This is a genomic window from Mucilaginibacter sp., from assembly GCF_041088075.1.
In the GTDB taxonomy this organism is placed as follows: domain Bacteria; phylum Bacteroidota; class Bacteroidia; order Sphingobacteriales; family Sphingobacteriaceae; genus Mucilaginibacter_A.
This window is the reverse complement of sequence record NZ_JBGCVY010000049.1, coordinates 24447-39996: the sequence shown is the minus strand read 5'-3', so window position 1 is coordinate 39996 and position 15550 is coordinate 24447. Positions and strand designations below refer to the sequence as shown.

The following is a 15550-nucleotide window of genomic DNA, read 5'->3' as shown; positions in this document are numbered from 1 at the left end:
GCCTGCAATCGTTTGATTGCAGGCTTTTGTGTTTTAGCCCAAACTAACCCCGGTTATTTAATATCGCCAAAATGTACGTTTTCTGAAATAACGCCACGCTTGCCCAGTAATTGAATGGTAGTTGATGGCCCGAGGTTTAAAGGGGCAGTCCATTCTCGCAAGGCCCATACCACTTTTTTGCCGGGCGTAATTTCTATGGCTTGTACCGGCAGGCTGCTTTGGTTTGTGGTAGGCCCCCACTGGTTGTACCAATTATTGACCAGGATATTGCCATTGTCCAGGCGAAGGGCTATTTGCGGGGACGAAAATTGGTATTCAGGGATATCGGCGGTTGTACATTCCCACACAGTTTCCCCTTTCCGGTTGATTTCCTGAACAAGTTTTTTATTGCCAGCCACAAGGATGTTTCCATTGTCCAACGGTTCGGCCGACCAAACGCCCGGAACATCAATAGATAAAAGCTCTTTGCCGTTAATATCATATTCGCATACCTTGCCCATATCCATGTGGGCCACCAGGATCGTACCTGCTTTAGTTAGCCTCGCATGGCGAAATTGTCCGTGAGTAGATGTCGGGTTTTTAGTCGGCAACACAAATTCTTTTTCCGTTTTATTGGTTTTGATATTTACAACAAACAGTTTGGCGGGATTGCCATTTTGAATAAAAACGACATGATTTTTTCCAATAGGTTGCGCCGTGTGCGTTTCATAACCAGCAGGTGCATCGTAGTTCCAAAGTACTTTTTTATCGGGGTTGATTAAAGTAACGCCAAACTGGTGGGCAAAAAGGATGTTCCCGTTCGTCATTAAAACGGCATCGCTAATTTCCCCTTTGCCAACTGTATCTATATAAGACCATGTGATTTTGCCATTGCGCACAATATACATGTTGCGTGCTTTTGCTTCGCCGGCATAAAAAAAATCAAATTGTTTGGCGCCTTTTCCGGGCAATACCTGTGGGGATGCCGGTTTATTTGCAACCTGTTGTGCAAAACTGCTAACATGAATGCTTAACAAAAGCAATGACAAGTGAGCTAATACGAAATAAAAATGACGGGAACTGCTGATTTTAGCTTTAGATAAATTTACCATATTTGTTTTAAATTAAGAAAATACAATATTAAAAGGCTGTTTAAATTCGAACCAGAATGTTCAACAAATTTATGATTGACCGCCATGCTTCTTTTAGGGCAACAATTTACAGTTTAATTTTATGCCGGTAAAAGAAGCATGAAAAACTTAACCGTAATTTTAAGCGATAAAAAAAGCATCGGAAACAGGTTGAACAAAAATTTAAACAAGCCTTGCAATTCGTTCAGCCAAAGTATGCTTATCAACTAACTAATACTTGTATTATCATACATATTTTTGTATCATTTGTACTTTTGTTATATCTGTTGCCCGGGTTTCGGTAATACTTCATTATATTTGGTTTCCAATTTGTTTAATTTAATTACCTATCTTTTATGATTGGCAATAGTCAGGATTTAACTATAAATAAAAAGAAGTATAAAGCAGATGTTTCACCGGACATGCCATTGCTGTGGTTCCTTCGAGACATTGTTGGTTTAACCGGTACCAAATTTGGCTGCGGGATGGCGCAATGCGGTGCCTGCACTGTACATTTGGATGGCGAAGCGGTACGCTCTTGCGTAACACCGGTTTCCCGTGCAATTGGAAAAAAAATCGTAACCATTGAAGGCTTGTCTGAAAACGGCGACCATCCTTTGCAACAAGCCTGGGCCGAAGTGAACGTGCCACAATGCGGTTATTGCCAGTCGGGCCAAATCATGTCGGCAGCCGTTTTGCTTCAGGAAAAACCCAATCCTACAGATAGTGATATTGACGACGCACTATCCGGAAATATTTGCCGCTGCGGTACTTACCTGCGGGTACGCCAAGCCATACATACCGCTGCCAATATTCAAAAATCATCAGTTAGCAATGCATCCTAAGCGTATTTTACAAACAAGTTCTTACTATCCTAAAAAAGGGGTTTCTGTTATATTAACCATTGCTGCCTTGTTGAGCATGGTTGTTGTTTTTTCTTTCCGGCCGGAAGGTTCATCAATTACAAGCAAAAAGCCGCCTTTTACACAAAAGGACAGCATCGCATCAAAAAAAGCATTCCTTAAAGTTTATGCCGTTTTGATGAGTCCAAGGTGTATGAACTGCCATCCTGCCGGGGATATTCCTTTGCAGGGCGAAGACAGCCATTTGCATTTGCAAGGCGTTAAGCGCGGCCCTGACGGCAAAGGCATCTATGCTTTAAAATGTGCCAATTGCCACCAATCGCACAACCTTCCGGGTTTGCACATGCCGCCCGGAAACCCAAAATGGGGTTTGCCACCTGCCAACATGCCAATGGTTTTCCAGGGCAGGTCTGCCCATCAGTTGGCCGGGCAGTTGTTGGATAAAAAAAGGAACGGTAGAAAATCAATTAAGGCGTTGATTGATCATATCACTAAAGACACATTGGTGCTGGCTGGCTGGTACCCGGCACAAGGTTTGGCAAAGCCGCCTTTGTCGCACCGTGAATTTGTAAAAGCATTTAACGAATGGATTAGCAAAGGTGCTGTAAGCCCTTAAAATTTACAAGAGGTGAAAAGAAGAGATTTTATACGTATTTCAACATTTACGGCAGGTGCATGGCTCCTGACGGATGCTTTGCCTGTATCTTCATCGGCAGTAACTGCGCCTGAAGGTTTGATTTTCTCGCCCAACCCGTTATTAAAGATATTTGATACCGGCAAAGTGGTTATCAGCGTGATCAAGCAGGAAATGGGCCAGAACGTGATTACTGCATTGCCGCTGGTTATTGCAGAGGAACTGGAAGTTGACCCAAAAGAAATAACGGTTGAAACACTGCCTTACAAGGCATCAAATGCAGGCAATTATACCACCTGGGCCAGCGGAAGTATCAAAGGGACGTGGATGCAACTGCGCCATGTTGGTGCCACAGCTAAACTTATGCTGATAACGGCTGCTGCAGAACGATGGAAAGTGCCTGTCGAGGCTTGTACGGCAAAGGATGGTAAAGTAAGCAATACGGTTAATAACAAGGTTTTAGACTATAAAGACCTGATAAAAGAAGCAAGTGCTTTAACCCCTCCGGAAAAGGCCCCGCTTAAAAATATAAAAGATTTTAAGCACATCGGGCAAAAAATAACCAAAACAAACATCGCACCAATTGTAACGGGCAAGTATGACTATACAATGGACGTTAAACTGCCCGGTATGCTTTATGCCGCACTGGTGCGCTGCCCGGTATTTAGTGGCAAGGTAAAGAGTTGGGACGATAGCGCGTTAAAAGGCTTAAAAGGGTTTGTTAAAGTAATCCAGGTTGACCAAATACCGGAAGCGCTTAACAGAAATGCCGTAGCGGTGATTGCAACCAATACCTGGGCTGCCCAGGAAGGCAAGCGTTTGTTGAAAGTACAATGGAGCTACGAACTTGGTAAAATAAAAAACAACAAAGACCTTACAAACCAATTTAAAACCGAGTTTGCAAGCGTTAAACCAGCCCTGGTTTATGGCAAAGAAAAAAATGCGCCATTCAAAACCATTGATGATCATTCCGGTGTTTACCAGGCTACTTATGAAGTGCCTTATCTTGGACATGCCACCATGGAACCTGTTAACTGTACTGCCTGGCATAAAGACGGCAAGTATGAAGTTTGGGGCGGCTTCCAGGCACCGATGTTTATCAACAATGTTTTGCCAAAAATTTTCGGGGTTGAGAGTTCTGCCATCAATGTAAACCTGATGCCGATGGGCGGTAGTTTTGGCCGAAAAGAAAAAATAGACAATGTGGCCGAAGCCATGCTGCTTACCAAGGCTTTGGATTTGCCGGTGCAGGTGTTGTTCAACCGTACCGATGATATCCAGGCCGATTTTTACAGGCCAGCAAGCCATCACCATTTGGCAGCAGTAGGTGCACAAGACCAAATCAGCCATTGGCGGCATCAATATGGGATCGCTACGTTTCCAAACAAAGAAATATCAGGCCCATGGGACAGTTTCGGAGGCGTAACAAACGATCTTTGCTATCCCGTTGGCGATTACCAAAGCGCATTTTATCCGGTCGAATCGCCAATACCAATAGGGTCATGGCGTTCAATCTCATTCAGTCAGAATGTGTTTGTGATCGAAAGTTTTATTGACGAGCTGGCCGTTCATCACCAAATAGATCCGGTAATTTTCAGGTTTAACTTGTTTAACAACGGCAACCCAAAAGACAATGTACGCCTGAAAAACGTATTGACCCGATGTGCCGAGAAAATAGGCTGGAACGAAAAACCGGCAACCGGACGTTATCGCGGGATAGCCGTTTGCCCTTATGGCCGTTCCGGGGCAGTTGTGGCCCATGCCATGGAAATATCTGTCAGCAAAGACAAGCTTGTGAAAATCCACCGCTGTGTTGCAGCCGTTGATTGCGGGTTGGTGATTGACCCCGATGGTTTAAAGGCACAAATAGAAGGCAGCCTGGTTTGGGCTTTAAGCGGGATGTTCAACAACGAAATAACGATCACAAACGGGATTGTGAACCAGCAGTCGTTTAATGATTACCAGGTATTGCGCATGAACGAAATGCCACCTTTCGAGATTGACCTGGTTGCTGGCGAAGAAAAACCTGATGGGGGCGGTGAGCCGTCCGTGCCCTCTGTAGCACCTGCATTGTGCAATGCCATATTTGCCGCAACAGGGTTTAGGGTTCGGGAACTTCCAATTAAAAAGCACGGATTCCGTTTGGTGTAAATTTGTTAAAATAGTTTAAATATCTATCTGGTTTAATTTATTTCAGTTTATTTTCCATGCTTCTTTTACCGCCTAAAAATCATTGGTCTATTGTGATTTTTTGTGGTAATGCAAAGCACTAAATTTACAGGCATAAAAGAAGCATTGTGTATTTTTATAACACAGATTTAAACAGGCTTTTTTTATTTGATTGATAGAAAAAAATTATCTGTGTTGGATGATGAAAGCCAACTATTGGTGAAAGTTACAATCAGCAGAGGGGTGCAAGCCTTCCCGGTCTTTTGAAAAAACTGCTTTTCCGTTTACAAAAGCAACAATCCAAATGCTGTCATAATCGTCATCAGGCCAAATCAAATTTGATGCTGTTACACCCAAAGACCGGACGATCGGTGCAATGGCTTTATGTTCCCAAACAACAATAATTGTCCCTGTCCGGCTTTTTAAATCTTGCGCAATCAACATCGAATCTTTTTCGGCATGGCTGGTGTTGATAGGCAAATTATATTTGATTGCAATTGGGGCAATGGTTTGGAACATACGGGCATGTTTGGTTGCCTCGCCCAAACCTAAACCCGGAGCAAAAAGAAAGTTTGGAACGCCAAACTTGCGGCGGATCAATTCTGGCAATTGCAAAGCGCGGTTCAATCCCTGGCAGGTTAAATTGTCTCCTTTTGCAGGTTTTTCGGCGTGGCGGATAAATACAATTTTAAGGTTGTCGGCTTGTGCCGATGCTTCTTTTACCAGGCAAAATATGGTGAAAAGCAGCAGCGGAATTATCGTTTTTTTCATGGGTTAAGTTTACAATTGTAAGTTCCTGTTTAAAATTTACTTGATAAAATATCCATGCTTCTTTTATCACCTAAAAACTGGTAAACATTCGTTTTATTTAAATGGATGCAGGCACCAATTTTTATAGGGTAAAAGAAGCATTGGCAATTTTTCCTCTAATATATTTAAACAAGTACTGAAATTTTAATGCAAGTTAGAATAATAAAATCAATACAAATTAAAAAGTACAAGGCAACAGGATTGTCAAAACAACATTTACAATTAGTGCTGGTTGCCAGTGCCATTAAGCTGGTAGCAACCTAAATCTGAACCGGCAGCAGTAGCTTCCGAAAGGCCGTAAATTTTATCCAAAGGCACTACAATTAAGGGTTGGATATTGGTTTTGCCTTTTCCAATTAAAGGCGAAGAGGCCTGCAAACGGAAATTATATGTACCAACCGCACTGTATTGCGCCAACGGATGGCCAAAAGTTGGCAACGGAAAATTAAGAAACATGGGGTTGTTTTTTTGGACAACATCGCTTCCGTCATAAATTGCACCCAATGCATAATTTGCAGGAAGATATTTAGCAGAAGTTGTGATCGAAGGAATATCTGTAACCTGTGGCTGGGTGATGTAACCGGTTGGATAAAACTGGTTGGCCACGCTCAAAGAATCTGCATATTGAAAATTGTTGCCATAAGAAAGATGGGCCACATCGGCAATCGGGCTGCCCACAACCCGGAAACCATATTTACAATTCACGGCAACATTGTTATAATACATACCCGCCGCGCCTTCCTCAAAATTGATACAACCGCCGCGGCCAGTTTGCGACTGCCGGTAGCCTCCATTTACAAATGTGTTGTTGTACATCACGATGTTGGTTTGCGGCGCACCGGTTGCCTGGCCTTTGTTGGAGGCTTTTTGTCCGTTTGTAGCGGTGCCAATAAAAAAGTTATAAGCCATTGTGCCCACTGTTCCTCCTTTTACATTGATGCAATCGCCACCGCTAACGCCATTTTTTTCAAAATTATTGCGGAAGATGGCAATTTTACCGGCCGAAACACGGATCGGGTCATCCACACCGCCATACAACCAGGAATCTTCCATGATAAAGTTGCCTTTATAATTGGCAAACAAGATGCTGTATTGGTTTCCTGTGCCAGAACCCGCAATGGTTGAAGTGGCCTTGCCTTCTGTTAAACCGGCGTATTCAACATGCGTCCAGCGCAATACCATCAGATTGCAGGTTGGGCCGCCTACAATTCCTTTCCATTTTCCGGCAAAAGCAGGGTCTGCGGCCGGGGCAACTCCGCCCGGTGCATCACTTTTAACCACTCCAGGAACCGTAATAAAGTTTGGCTGGTTTTTGGAGCCGTTGCTTACCAAAGTGCCCAATGCAATCAAACTGCTGCCTGCGCCCATGTTTAACGTTACGCCAGGTTGCATCAGCAAAGTATCGTTTGCATTGATAACCAAATCGCATCCATCTGCAACATTGTAGGTTTTGCCGGAAAGCATGGTGCCTTTTATCGGTACAACTGTGCTGCCACCGCTGCAAGTCAATGGCGCTTTATCACTCACCGGGTTTGCTGCCGGAGGCGTGTAAGTGTAAATATCGGTATGTTCGCCTTCCCATTTTTTACAGCCGGAAAGTGTGGCCACTATTGTAACTAAAACAATATATATTGATTTGTTCATTTTTGATGATCTTATTAAAACCGTTAAAATTTGTACCTGAAACCGCCCAGAAACAAAGTTTTATAGTAATCGCTTTGTACCAGCGTTTGCGCGGCTATATCCTGTTTGCCTAAAAACTCCTGCTGTTTTGTATCCAAACTTCCATGTGGAAACTTTAAATAAATTTTGTTGGCGGTGTTGGTCAGGTTGTTGATTTTGCCGTAAAAGGATACTCTTTTTAGCAGTGTTTTTTCAAAAGAAAAATCCAACTGGTTAAAGGCATGCTGGTAAAAATCCAAGTTGTAGTAAGGGGAAACCTGTGCCAGCCGCTCTCCCGTAAAAACAAATGAAACCTGCATATCCAAACCGATTTTTGCACTTTTAAATAAAACAGAAGCATTGCCAACATTATTTGCCTGGCCTTGCAACGGGCGGCTTTCATTCACAAAAGATTGCTGCAAACCTAAAGTTGGGTCGTTATAATAAAGCAATTTGTTTGTTGTAATCCTGGAATGCGTATAAGTATAGTTAACAGAAAACCCAACCACGCCAAAAAACTTGGTTACCAATGCTTCGAAACCATAATTGGTGGCGTCTCCTTCATCATTTTGTGGTTTAATAACTTGTGAACTTGGGCCGCCTTCCCTTACCACAAAATACTCGATCGGGTTGTGTATCTTTTTAAAAAATGAACCTAACAAAACCTGGTCTGCAGCTCCGGGAAAAAGTTCGTAACGGACGTCATAATTATCTGCCGTAATGTGTTTTAAATCGGGGTTGCCTACCTGGTCGTAGTACTCGCCGGAAACTTTGTACGGAACAATTTCACCAAAACCAGGGCGGCTGATGGAAGCAAAATAAGAAGCCCTTAAATTTTGATTATCCGTAAGCGCATATTTTAAATGGATGCTTGGCAAAACATCCGTGTAACTGATGGTGCCGCTTCTTTGCGTAACGGTTAATGGCGATTGGGTTGCATAAATCATATAAGTGTTTTCAACCCTTACACCACCTATTGCCTGCAATTTTGGGACAATATCAAACTTCAGTTGCAAATATTCCGAGTTGTCGTTTTCTTTAACCGTATAATTGTTTTGAAGGTCAGGATTATTGGCACCGATGCCATCTGCGGTCGAATTAAAGCCAAAAGGAATATTACTGAAATTATCGTTAAACAAAGTAGATTTGCCACCGGTCAAAGAATAAGTGATGTAATCTGCATCCCGGTTTTTGTGTCGGTACAAGCCGCCCAAAGAAAACTCGACATCGCGGTTTGCAATTTTAGGTGTGTAAACGAAGTTGCCATATCCTGCCACATCCTGGTCTTTGTTGTTTTCCCAATGATGCGTCAGTTTCGTGTTGTTGTCAATCTCCGTAGTTACCACGCCCGCATTGTTTAAAGCTTTGTTGGCATCGTAAGAAAACTCAGTACGGTCGGGCTGGTGCCTGCTGGCATTAGAATAAACAGCATTCCAGTTAAACCTTAAATTGTTACTTAAAATATGTTCGCCATGCAGCGTGGAGTTATAAATGTTTTGCTTGGTTAAAGTGCTCCTGTTAAAAATTGTGATCTGCTTGCTTAATCCTGTTGAATTTAAACCTAAGCCTAAAGTATCCGAAGTTAGCCTGGATTCAAACTCGTTTTGGTTGATGTATAAATTGTATAAGGACAACCTGTTTTTATCGTTGATGACATAATCAATTTTATTATGAATACCTAAACGTTCGGTTTGGGTAGAGTAAGTCCGGTCGTAAGCATCAGAAAACTGCGGCGAGTTGGGCAGCGGTATGGCTGAAGGCTGCGCATTTGGGGTAAGCTCTTTTGAGTTAGAGCCACGGTAAATATTTTGATAACTGGCAGATACGATAACGCCTAACTTATTCTTTAAAAAGCGGTCGCCAATGGTAATTCCGGCGGTAGAACTAAAAGGGCTGGATAGGTTTTTATCGCTGGCAATGGCTTTGTTATTAAAATCGCTATAAGTTGCAGCATAACTGTTGCCATTTGCTGCTGCCGGCGATGTTTTGTTTGGCGATGCACTAAAAGCCGAAAAAGGCCTTGATGAAGAGAACAAACTTGAAAATCCGCCCGAAATATTGGCGCTCAAAACAAACCTGTCCGGTGCGCTTTTCATTACCAGATTCATTGCCCCGCCAATCGCATCGCCTTCCATGCTTGGGGTCAGGGCTTTGATTACTTCCAAACGTTCCAGCATCTCCGAAGGGAAAACATCCATCGGCACAAAACGAAATGCAGGGTCGGGGCTTGGGATTTTGATGCCATTAACCAATGTAGAATTGTAGCGCTGGTCCATCCCGCGGATAATGGCATAACGCCCTTCACCGCTTGAAGACCGTTGCACCGTAACACCACTTACCCGTTGCAAAGCATTGGCTACCGTAACATCCGGCAAAAGCTGGATGGTATTGGCAGAAAGAACGTTTTCTATACTGCTGGCATTTTTTTCAATTCCCCGTGCCGAACCGTCTGATTCTTTGCTGCTTTGCCCCTTAACCTTTATTTCGTTTAGGCTGGTGCTGGAGTTCAGCATTTTCAAGTTTACAACAAGGGTGGCATTTTCTTTCAGCTCGACCACTTGTCCTTCGGTGGTTTTGTAGCCGATAAAACGGGCTTTTAATTCGTATTTTCCCGGCTTTAGGTTGCGAAAAGTATAGGAGCCGTCCAGGTTTACCGAAGTATATTGTTTAAAACTGCCTTGCTCTGCCTCAACCGAGGCACCTGTTAAAGGTTCGCCAGAAGCCGAATCATAAACCTTTCCTTTGATAGTTTGGGCATTGGTGATTTTAATTAGTGCGATCAGAAAAAAAAAGGCCAGGCATCGTTTCCCAGGTACAAGCAGGTGCAGCTTCATCAGCAATAAGTTGATTAAGCCGCAAACCTACCAGTCGGAAAAGCGAAAAAACGGGAAGATCAAAATGGTAATAATTTGATAACCGCGGCTTAACAACACTGGTAGATTTACCCTGTAATTGTTAAATCAAGGTTAAGATTAATTGTTTCTTTTGGTATTGTAGGAGAAAAACCCTTCCGTTCATTAATAAATTTCGTAACGAATGATTAATCGGCAATGATTTTTTAGTGGTAAAAGAAGCATCAGGGAAAGTAGATATATGAGTTTGTTTTATCAACATTAAAGGATCAGGCAGGCTGAAAGTGAATTTTAAAAGTGTGAAAAGGCGGGTAAAAAGCGTATGAAAACTGATAATGATAATTTTCGCAAATCTGTTTTGCAATGGTTAAGCCCAGCCCGCTGCCTTCGGATCCGGAAGATTTATTAAACCGTCTAAAAATTTCCTTATCATTTAAAGCCATGTTTTTACCGGTATTTTGTATCATCAGGCAATCATGGTTTAAAGTGAGTTTAATTTTTCCGTTGGCATAATTGTGGCGGATCGCGTTGCCAATTAGATTATTCAGCAATACTTCAATCAAATAATTATTCGCCCTGATTTCTTTGTTTTCCAGTTCGCAGCCCACTTCCAAGTCTTTATCCAAAAAAAGCTCCTGAAAAGAAGCAATGGTTTCGGTAACCATTTCTTTCAGGCTGATCATTTGCTCTTCTTCAATCAATCCGTTTTCGATTTTTACCAGCAGCAGCATGGCTTTGTTCAGTCTTTTTAACCTGGAAACTGTACCATACAGATCGCTCAACAATTCGCTTTGCCGCTGGCTGAAATTGTCGGTTTGGATAAGCGTATCCAATTTAGAATTGATCACCGCAATTGGCGTAAGCAGTTCGTGGGCAGCATTTTCAGTAAATTTTTTAAGCTCCTGGTATTCTTTTTTTACCCTTGCCCACATCTTTTCAACGGCTTCGTTTAGTTGGTTAAACTCATCAATGTTGGTCTCCGGCCTTTGGGTTTCCTTCTGATCCATAATATTAAAAGAACTTATCCGTGATAAAGTAACATAAAACGGCTGCCACAAGCGGTTGAGGATAAAACGGTTGATGAAAAACAGGATGGCGATCAACAGTAAAATAATCCCGATAGTGATGATAAAAATAATTTTGATCAGGTCTTCTGTTTCTACCGTAGATTCGGCAATCAAAACTTTATAGCGGTTTCCATTTACCACAACAGAACTGATCAGTCCGCGGCCGGGCTCGTTTTCCTGTTCCTTTTTATTGTAATAATAAGTGTTTATAAAGCTTCTTTTAACCGGTAAATTTTGTTCTTTCCTAAACTCGATTTGCTGGTCTTTCGAATCAAAAACCTGCGGCAACCGGTGGTTTAGTTTTACAAAATCTAATATTTCCTGCTCTTCTACTTCCAGGTCTTTGTTCAATTGGTTGGTAAGGATGAGGCTGATGGCCTGGTAATAGACCACCCCTGTAATCAGGATCACGATCACGGTTGTAACCAGGTTTACCCGGTTATAAGTGGCAAAAAGCTTCATCAGGCGGTAAACTTATAACCCATGCCGTATGCTGCCCTGATGTAATCTGTTCCACCGGCTTCCATCATCTTTTTACGGAGGTTTTTAATATGCGAATAGATAAAATCAAAATTATCGGCGGCATCAATTTCATCGCCACATAAGTGTTCTGCAATGGCGTTTTTAGAAACTACTTTGCCTTTATTAGCCATAAAATACAGCAGCAAGGCATATTCTTTTTTTGTTAGTTTGGTGATATTGCCTTGTACTTTTACCGATTTTGCCAGCAGGTCAACTTGTATTTCATTAAAAGTAAGCAGGTTATTTCCATCAAAAGATTTTCTGCGGATAATGGCCGTAACCCTCGCGCGTAGCTCTGATAGGTGAAAAGGTTTTACCAAATAATCATCCGCGCCCAAGTCTAAACCTTGCAAACGGTCATCCAAAGAGTTTTTTGCCGAAATAATCAATACACCATCGGGATAATTCTGCCCTTTCAAGGTTTTTAAGATTTCCAGCCCATTGCCATTTGGCAAGGTAATATCCAATAAAATACAATCGTAGCGGTACAAGTTGATTTTGTTTTTGGCCGAAAAGAAATCACTGGCCGTTTCGCAGATGTTTCCTGCTTCGGTAAAGTATTCTTCTATACTTTCGCGCAGGCCGGTTTCGTCTTCAATGATCAGTATTTTCAATGCTTCTTTTACCAGGTAAAAATTTGGATAAAAATAAAAACAGATTTTGTAGAAAATTGGATGATTTGCAGAAGAAATCACTGTGGTTTAAACAGGATATTTAAGTCTGTAATTAACAATAAAGTTACATTGATGATTCATCAAAACACTTCGCCCAAATTCACAAAAAAGCCCCGCGAATGCTGGCCAATGCCATAATCAATACACAAATTGGTACGCGACTGTTTATTAAACTTAATCCTCAACCCCGGCCCGTAACCGGGCAATATTTTCTGGAATTGGTTGCCGGGATAAGCCGAAAAGCTTTCTGCATTGGCAAACAGTACGCCCCCAAGCAAGTGGTTTCGGGTAATGTTAAAGCGGTATTCGCCTTCCAGGTACAGCATGCTTTTGCCCCTGAACCTGCCCTGCGGATAGCCCCTGCCCGAATTTCCGTTGGTGTCCCAGCCGGTGCTGGGCAAATCAAGGTAAGGCGGCTGGCCGTTCAGCGTAAACCAATCCAACATCCACAAAGCAAAAACATTGTCGTTTTTTGGGGAAAGTTTAAAGTATTTTCTGAAATCAAAGGTTAAAGATTGCCAGTTTTCATCACTCCCTAAAAACCGCAAGTTGGAACGATAAATAACATCGGAATAAATGCCATTGATCGGGTTGATAAGGTTTTTACGGCTATCGTACAACAAATTATAAGTAATACCGGAAGATACAGTTGTACGGTTTAAACCATAGTTTTTATAATCCGAAACAGAATGGTCTGCATTGCCTGCCTCGGAAATGTTAAAGTGATAATCCAAGTTGTAGCCAAAACCTGAATAGAAATTGGTAAAGATTTTCCGGAGGACAGTTTGGTAAAAACGGACGTAATCGTAATCAACCAGGTTTTCTGTTGAGGAGGTGGTTAAACTGCCCAGGCCAAAAGTGTTTTCGGGATATTTAAGCAGCCTCCAATCGCCAATAAAAACATAGTTTTCGCTTTTAGACCAAATGGTAGAGTTGGTATGGAACAAAAACTGGTTGTGCTGATCGTAAGTAACATTAGAAAACACGTTCGAGAGTTTTTCTTTATCGGCCGGGTTGGTATAAAAAACCGCGTTGCCGGAAAGGTCAACCGCAAAACCAGTGGATAAAGTATAACCGGCAGAGGGCACCAATGAAAAATTAAACTGTTTTGGAGGGCGCGCTGTTTTAGTTGGGGATTTGCTGAAAGAGTGCAGTATATCAATGATATCCTTTTCCTTAACGGTATCTTGGTTAAATTGAAAACCGGCAGTTTTGATGAAGCCGATATTTTCTTTTGCGTATCCTCTAAATAAGAAGAAAACCTGAACAAGGACGACTGCTATTATTTTCAGCTTTTTCAAAAAAGGTACGGTCAGGTATTGGCAACAGGATGCTTCTTTTATCAGGTTAAAGTTGGCCGTTTAAGCTGATTTAATTTTAAGGACAATGTTTAAAGCGCCGTTTGGATAAACCTACTTTTTAAAACGGGCAAAAGGTATTTTAATTGCATTGGCAAAACTGCCGCATGTAGCCTGGTCAAAGTGGGTATCCAAACCAAACACGGTATCGTTTGTGTTTAATTGCCTGAACGTTCCGAACAGCCTGTCCCAAATACTTAGCACATCGCCATAATTGCTGTCGGTATAAGGAAGCTGGTAATGGTGGTGTACATGGTGCAAATTTGGGGTGATAAAAACAGTACCGATGAGTTTTTCTGTTTTATAGGGCAACCTTATTTTTGAATGTGCAAAAATATTGGCCACGCTTTGGACGGTTTGCCGTACAATAAGCACGCCTACCGATGCACCGCTGATAAATACCCAAACCATTAAAAAACAAACCCGCACAAAAGTCTCGCCCGGATGCTCCCTTACGGTAGTAGAAACATCAATATCTAAATCGGTATGGTGTACCAAATGGAATTTCCAAAGCAGGCCGGCTTTGTGCATCACGACATGATAGACGTATTCAAAAAAATCAAGCAATAAAAAAGACAACACATAGAACAGGATGACGTGTTTGTGGTGCGGTAAAAACGAAAGCATGCCCCAATGATGTAGGCCGGCCCAATTAGAAATGGCAACCACAAAAAAGGTTAACAAAAGCTGGACCGGCAGCACGCTGAACATAAACAAAAAGTTAGTGGCCGAATGTTTCCATTTTACTGCCAGTTTATCTACGCAAAACACCACTTCGGCCACCCAGATAGAACTTAGCAATACGGCAAACAAAGTAACCTGGATGGTAGTGGCGTGATCGAAGAAAAGGTTTTTAGGATCGGACATGTAATTTTATATGTGGTTTATGTGAGCGCAAGCGGAGTTTGGTTTGTAGCAAATATGTTAGCTGTCTAAACTCGGGTTTTTAATTAATATTTCGGTACAACTGTTTAAATTTTGTCCAATTTATTCCATGCTTCTTTTACCACCTAAAAATCAGTGCCATTTTGTTTGCTTGCACCGGTACAATATCAAAAATAGAATTTATGGGCATAAAAGAAGCGTTATGAACTTTCACGATAGAAATTTAAAAAGGCCGGGTAACCATAATTTTTATCTGCTTACCAATTTTAAGGCGGTAAAAGAAGCATCAAAAGAGTTTGAACAAAACTTAAACAAATTTTAACGGCTTTTTTTAAAAGAGAAAATTAAATGCCTGTAAATCAAAGATAAAGCTTTTTTTACGGTTGATATCATATAAAAGTTAAGAAATAATATACGTATAATTTTTTTTGCCTACTTTTAGCACATGTATTTTCTTGTCTATACCAGTACTGCCGCCAGCAAGTTTAGTGATGAACAGATCGAAGAATTGATGGTCAAATCCATAGAAAAGAACAAAGCACTTTCCATTACGGGCCTGCTGCTGTTTTTTGACGGGAAATTTATGCAATTGTTGGAAGGGGAAGAAAAAGAAACCAGGGAGCTTTACAACACGATTTGCAAAGACGAGCGGCACAAAGACGTACTGAAAATAAAGGAAGGCTACATCGAAAACCGTTTTTGCAAGGATTGGAAAATGTGTTTTAAACATGGCACTTACAAAGCGTTGGCCGGACTGGAGGGCTACAGAAACATGAGCGACCCGAGCAGGACCGAGCCTTCCTGCGCTTTAAAGATGTACTCGGTACTGACCGATGACCTGCCTTTTTATGTCCCTTATTGATTGTTGCATATCTTTCAATGCTTCTTTTATCGGTGTTTTTTTATAGCTAAAAGAAGCATGTGTTGACTTGTGTTTACAATACT

At 41.8% G+C, this 15550-nt stretch carries 12 protein-coding genes; 4 read left to right on the top strand and 8 right to left on the bottom strand.

Annotated features, from left to right (window positions below):
* Window positions 1-53: 53 nt before the first annotated feature.
* Window positions 54-1091, bottom strand: a complete 1038-nt coding sequence (locus V5804_RS12040; RefSeq protein WP_369591637.1) for a hypothetical protein — start codon at window positions 1089-1091, stop codon at window positions 54-56.
* A 374-nt stretch (window positions 1092-1465) separates the two neighbouring features.
* Between V5804_RS12040 and V5804_RS12035 the strand changes: the two genes are divergently transcribed.
* The 3 genes from V5804_RS12035 to V5804_RS12025 are packed head-to-tail and all read left to right on the top strand — an operon-like array spanning window position 1466 to window position 4757.
* Window positions 1466-1954, top strand: a complete 489-nt coding sequence (locus V5804_RS12035) for a (2Fe-2S)-binding protein (protein WP_369591636.1) — start codon at window positions 1466-1468, stop codon at window positions 1952-1954.
* A complete protein-coding gene (locus V5804_RS12030; RefSeq protein ID WP_369591635.1) occupies window positions 1944-2588 on the top strand; it encodes a hypothetical protein in 645 nt (214 codons plus the stop codon). Before V5804_RS12035 ends, V5804_RS12030 begins: the two co-directional genes overlap by 11 nt.
* A gap of 12 nt (window positions 2589-2600) precedes the next feature.
* A complete protein-coding gene (locus tag V5804_RS12025; protein WP_369591634.1) occupies window positions 2601-4757 on the top strand; it encodes a molybdopterin cofactor-binding domain-containing protein in 2157 nt (718 codons plus the stop codon).
* A 231-nt stretch (window positions 4758-4988) separates the two neighbouring features.
* Here V5804_RS12025 and V5804_RS12020 read toward each other — a convergent pair whose 3' ends face one another.
* The 7 genes from V5804_RS12020 to V5804_RS11990 all read right to left on the bottom strand — a co-directional run bounded on the left by V5804_RS12020 (window position 4989) and on the right by V5804_RS11990 (window position 14587).
* Window positions 4989-5546 carry a histidine phosphatase family protein gene (locus tag V5804_RS12020; protein ID WP_369591633.1) on the bottom strand — a complete coding sequence of 186 codons (558 nt, stop codon included), beginning with the start codon at window positions 5544-5546 and terminating at the stop codon, window positions 4989-4991.
* Between the two features lie 261 nt (window positions 5547-5807).
* Window positions 5808-7229 (bottom strand): hypothetical protein, encoded by a 1422-nt coding sequence (locus V5804_RS12015; protein WP_369591632.1) that lies wholly within the window; start codon window positions 7227-7229, stop codon window positions 5808-5810.
* Window positions 7230-7252: 23 nt separating this feature from the next.
* The gene (locus V5804_RS12010; protein WP_369591631.1) at window positions 7253-10081 is read right to left on the bottom strand and encodes a TonB-dependent receptor; all 2829 of its coding nucleotides are present in this window, start codon (window positions 10079-10081) and stop codon (window positions 7253-7255) included.
* Window positions 10082-10368: 287 nt separating this feature from the next.
* Entirely contained in the window at window positions 10369-11628 is a 1260-nt protein-coding gene (locus V5804_RS12005) for a sensor histidine kinase (RefSeq protein WP_369591630.1), read from the bottom strand.
* Window positions 11628-12302, bottom strand: a complete 675-nt coding sequence (locus V5804_RS12000) for a response regulator transcription factor (RefSeq protein WP_369591717.1) — start codon at window positions 12300-12302, stop codon at window positions 11628-11630. Before V5804_RS12000 ends, V5804_RS12005 begins: the two co-directional genes overlap by 1 nt.
* A gap of 140 nt (window positions 12303-12442) precedes the next feature.
* Entirely contained in the window at window positions 12443-13663 is a 1221-nt protein-coding gene (locus V5804_RS11995; protein WP_369591629.1) for a BamA/TamA family outer membrane protein, read from the bottom strand.
* 111 nt (window positions 13664-13774) lie between these two features.
* On the bottom strand, window positions 13775-14587 hold the full coding sequence (locus V5804_RS11990) for a sterol desaturase family protein (protein ID WP_369591628.1): 813 nt from the start codon (window positions 14585-14587) through the stop codon (window positions 13775-13777).
* A gap of 463 nt (window positions 14588-15050) precedes the next feature.
* On the opposite strand from V5804_RS11990, the gene V5804_RS11985 reads away from it, so the two are divergent.
* Window positions 15051-15467: a BLUF domain-containing protein gene (locus V5804_RS11985; RefSeq protein ID WP_369591627.1), complete on the top strand. Its 417-nt coding sequence runs from the start codon at window positions 15051-15053 to the stop codon at window positions 15465-15467.
* Window positions 15468-15550: the final 83 nt, after the last annotated feature.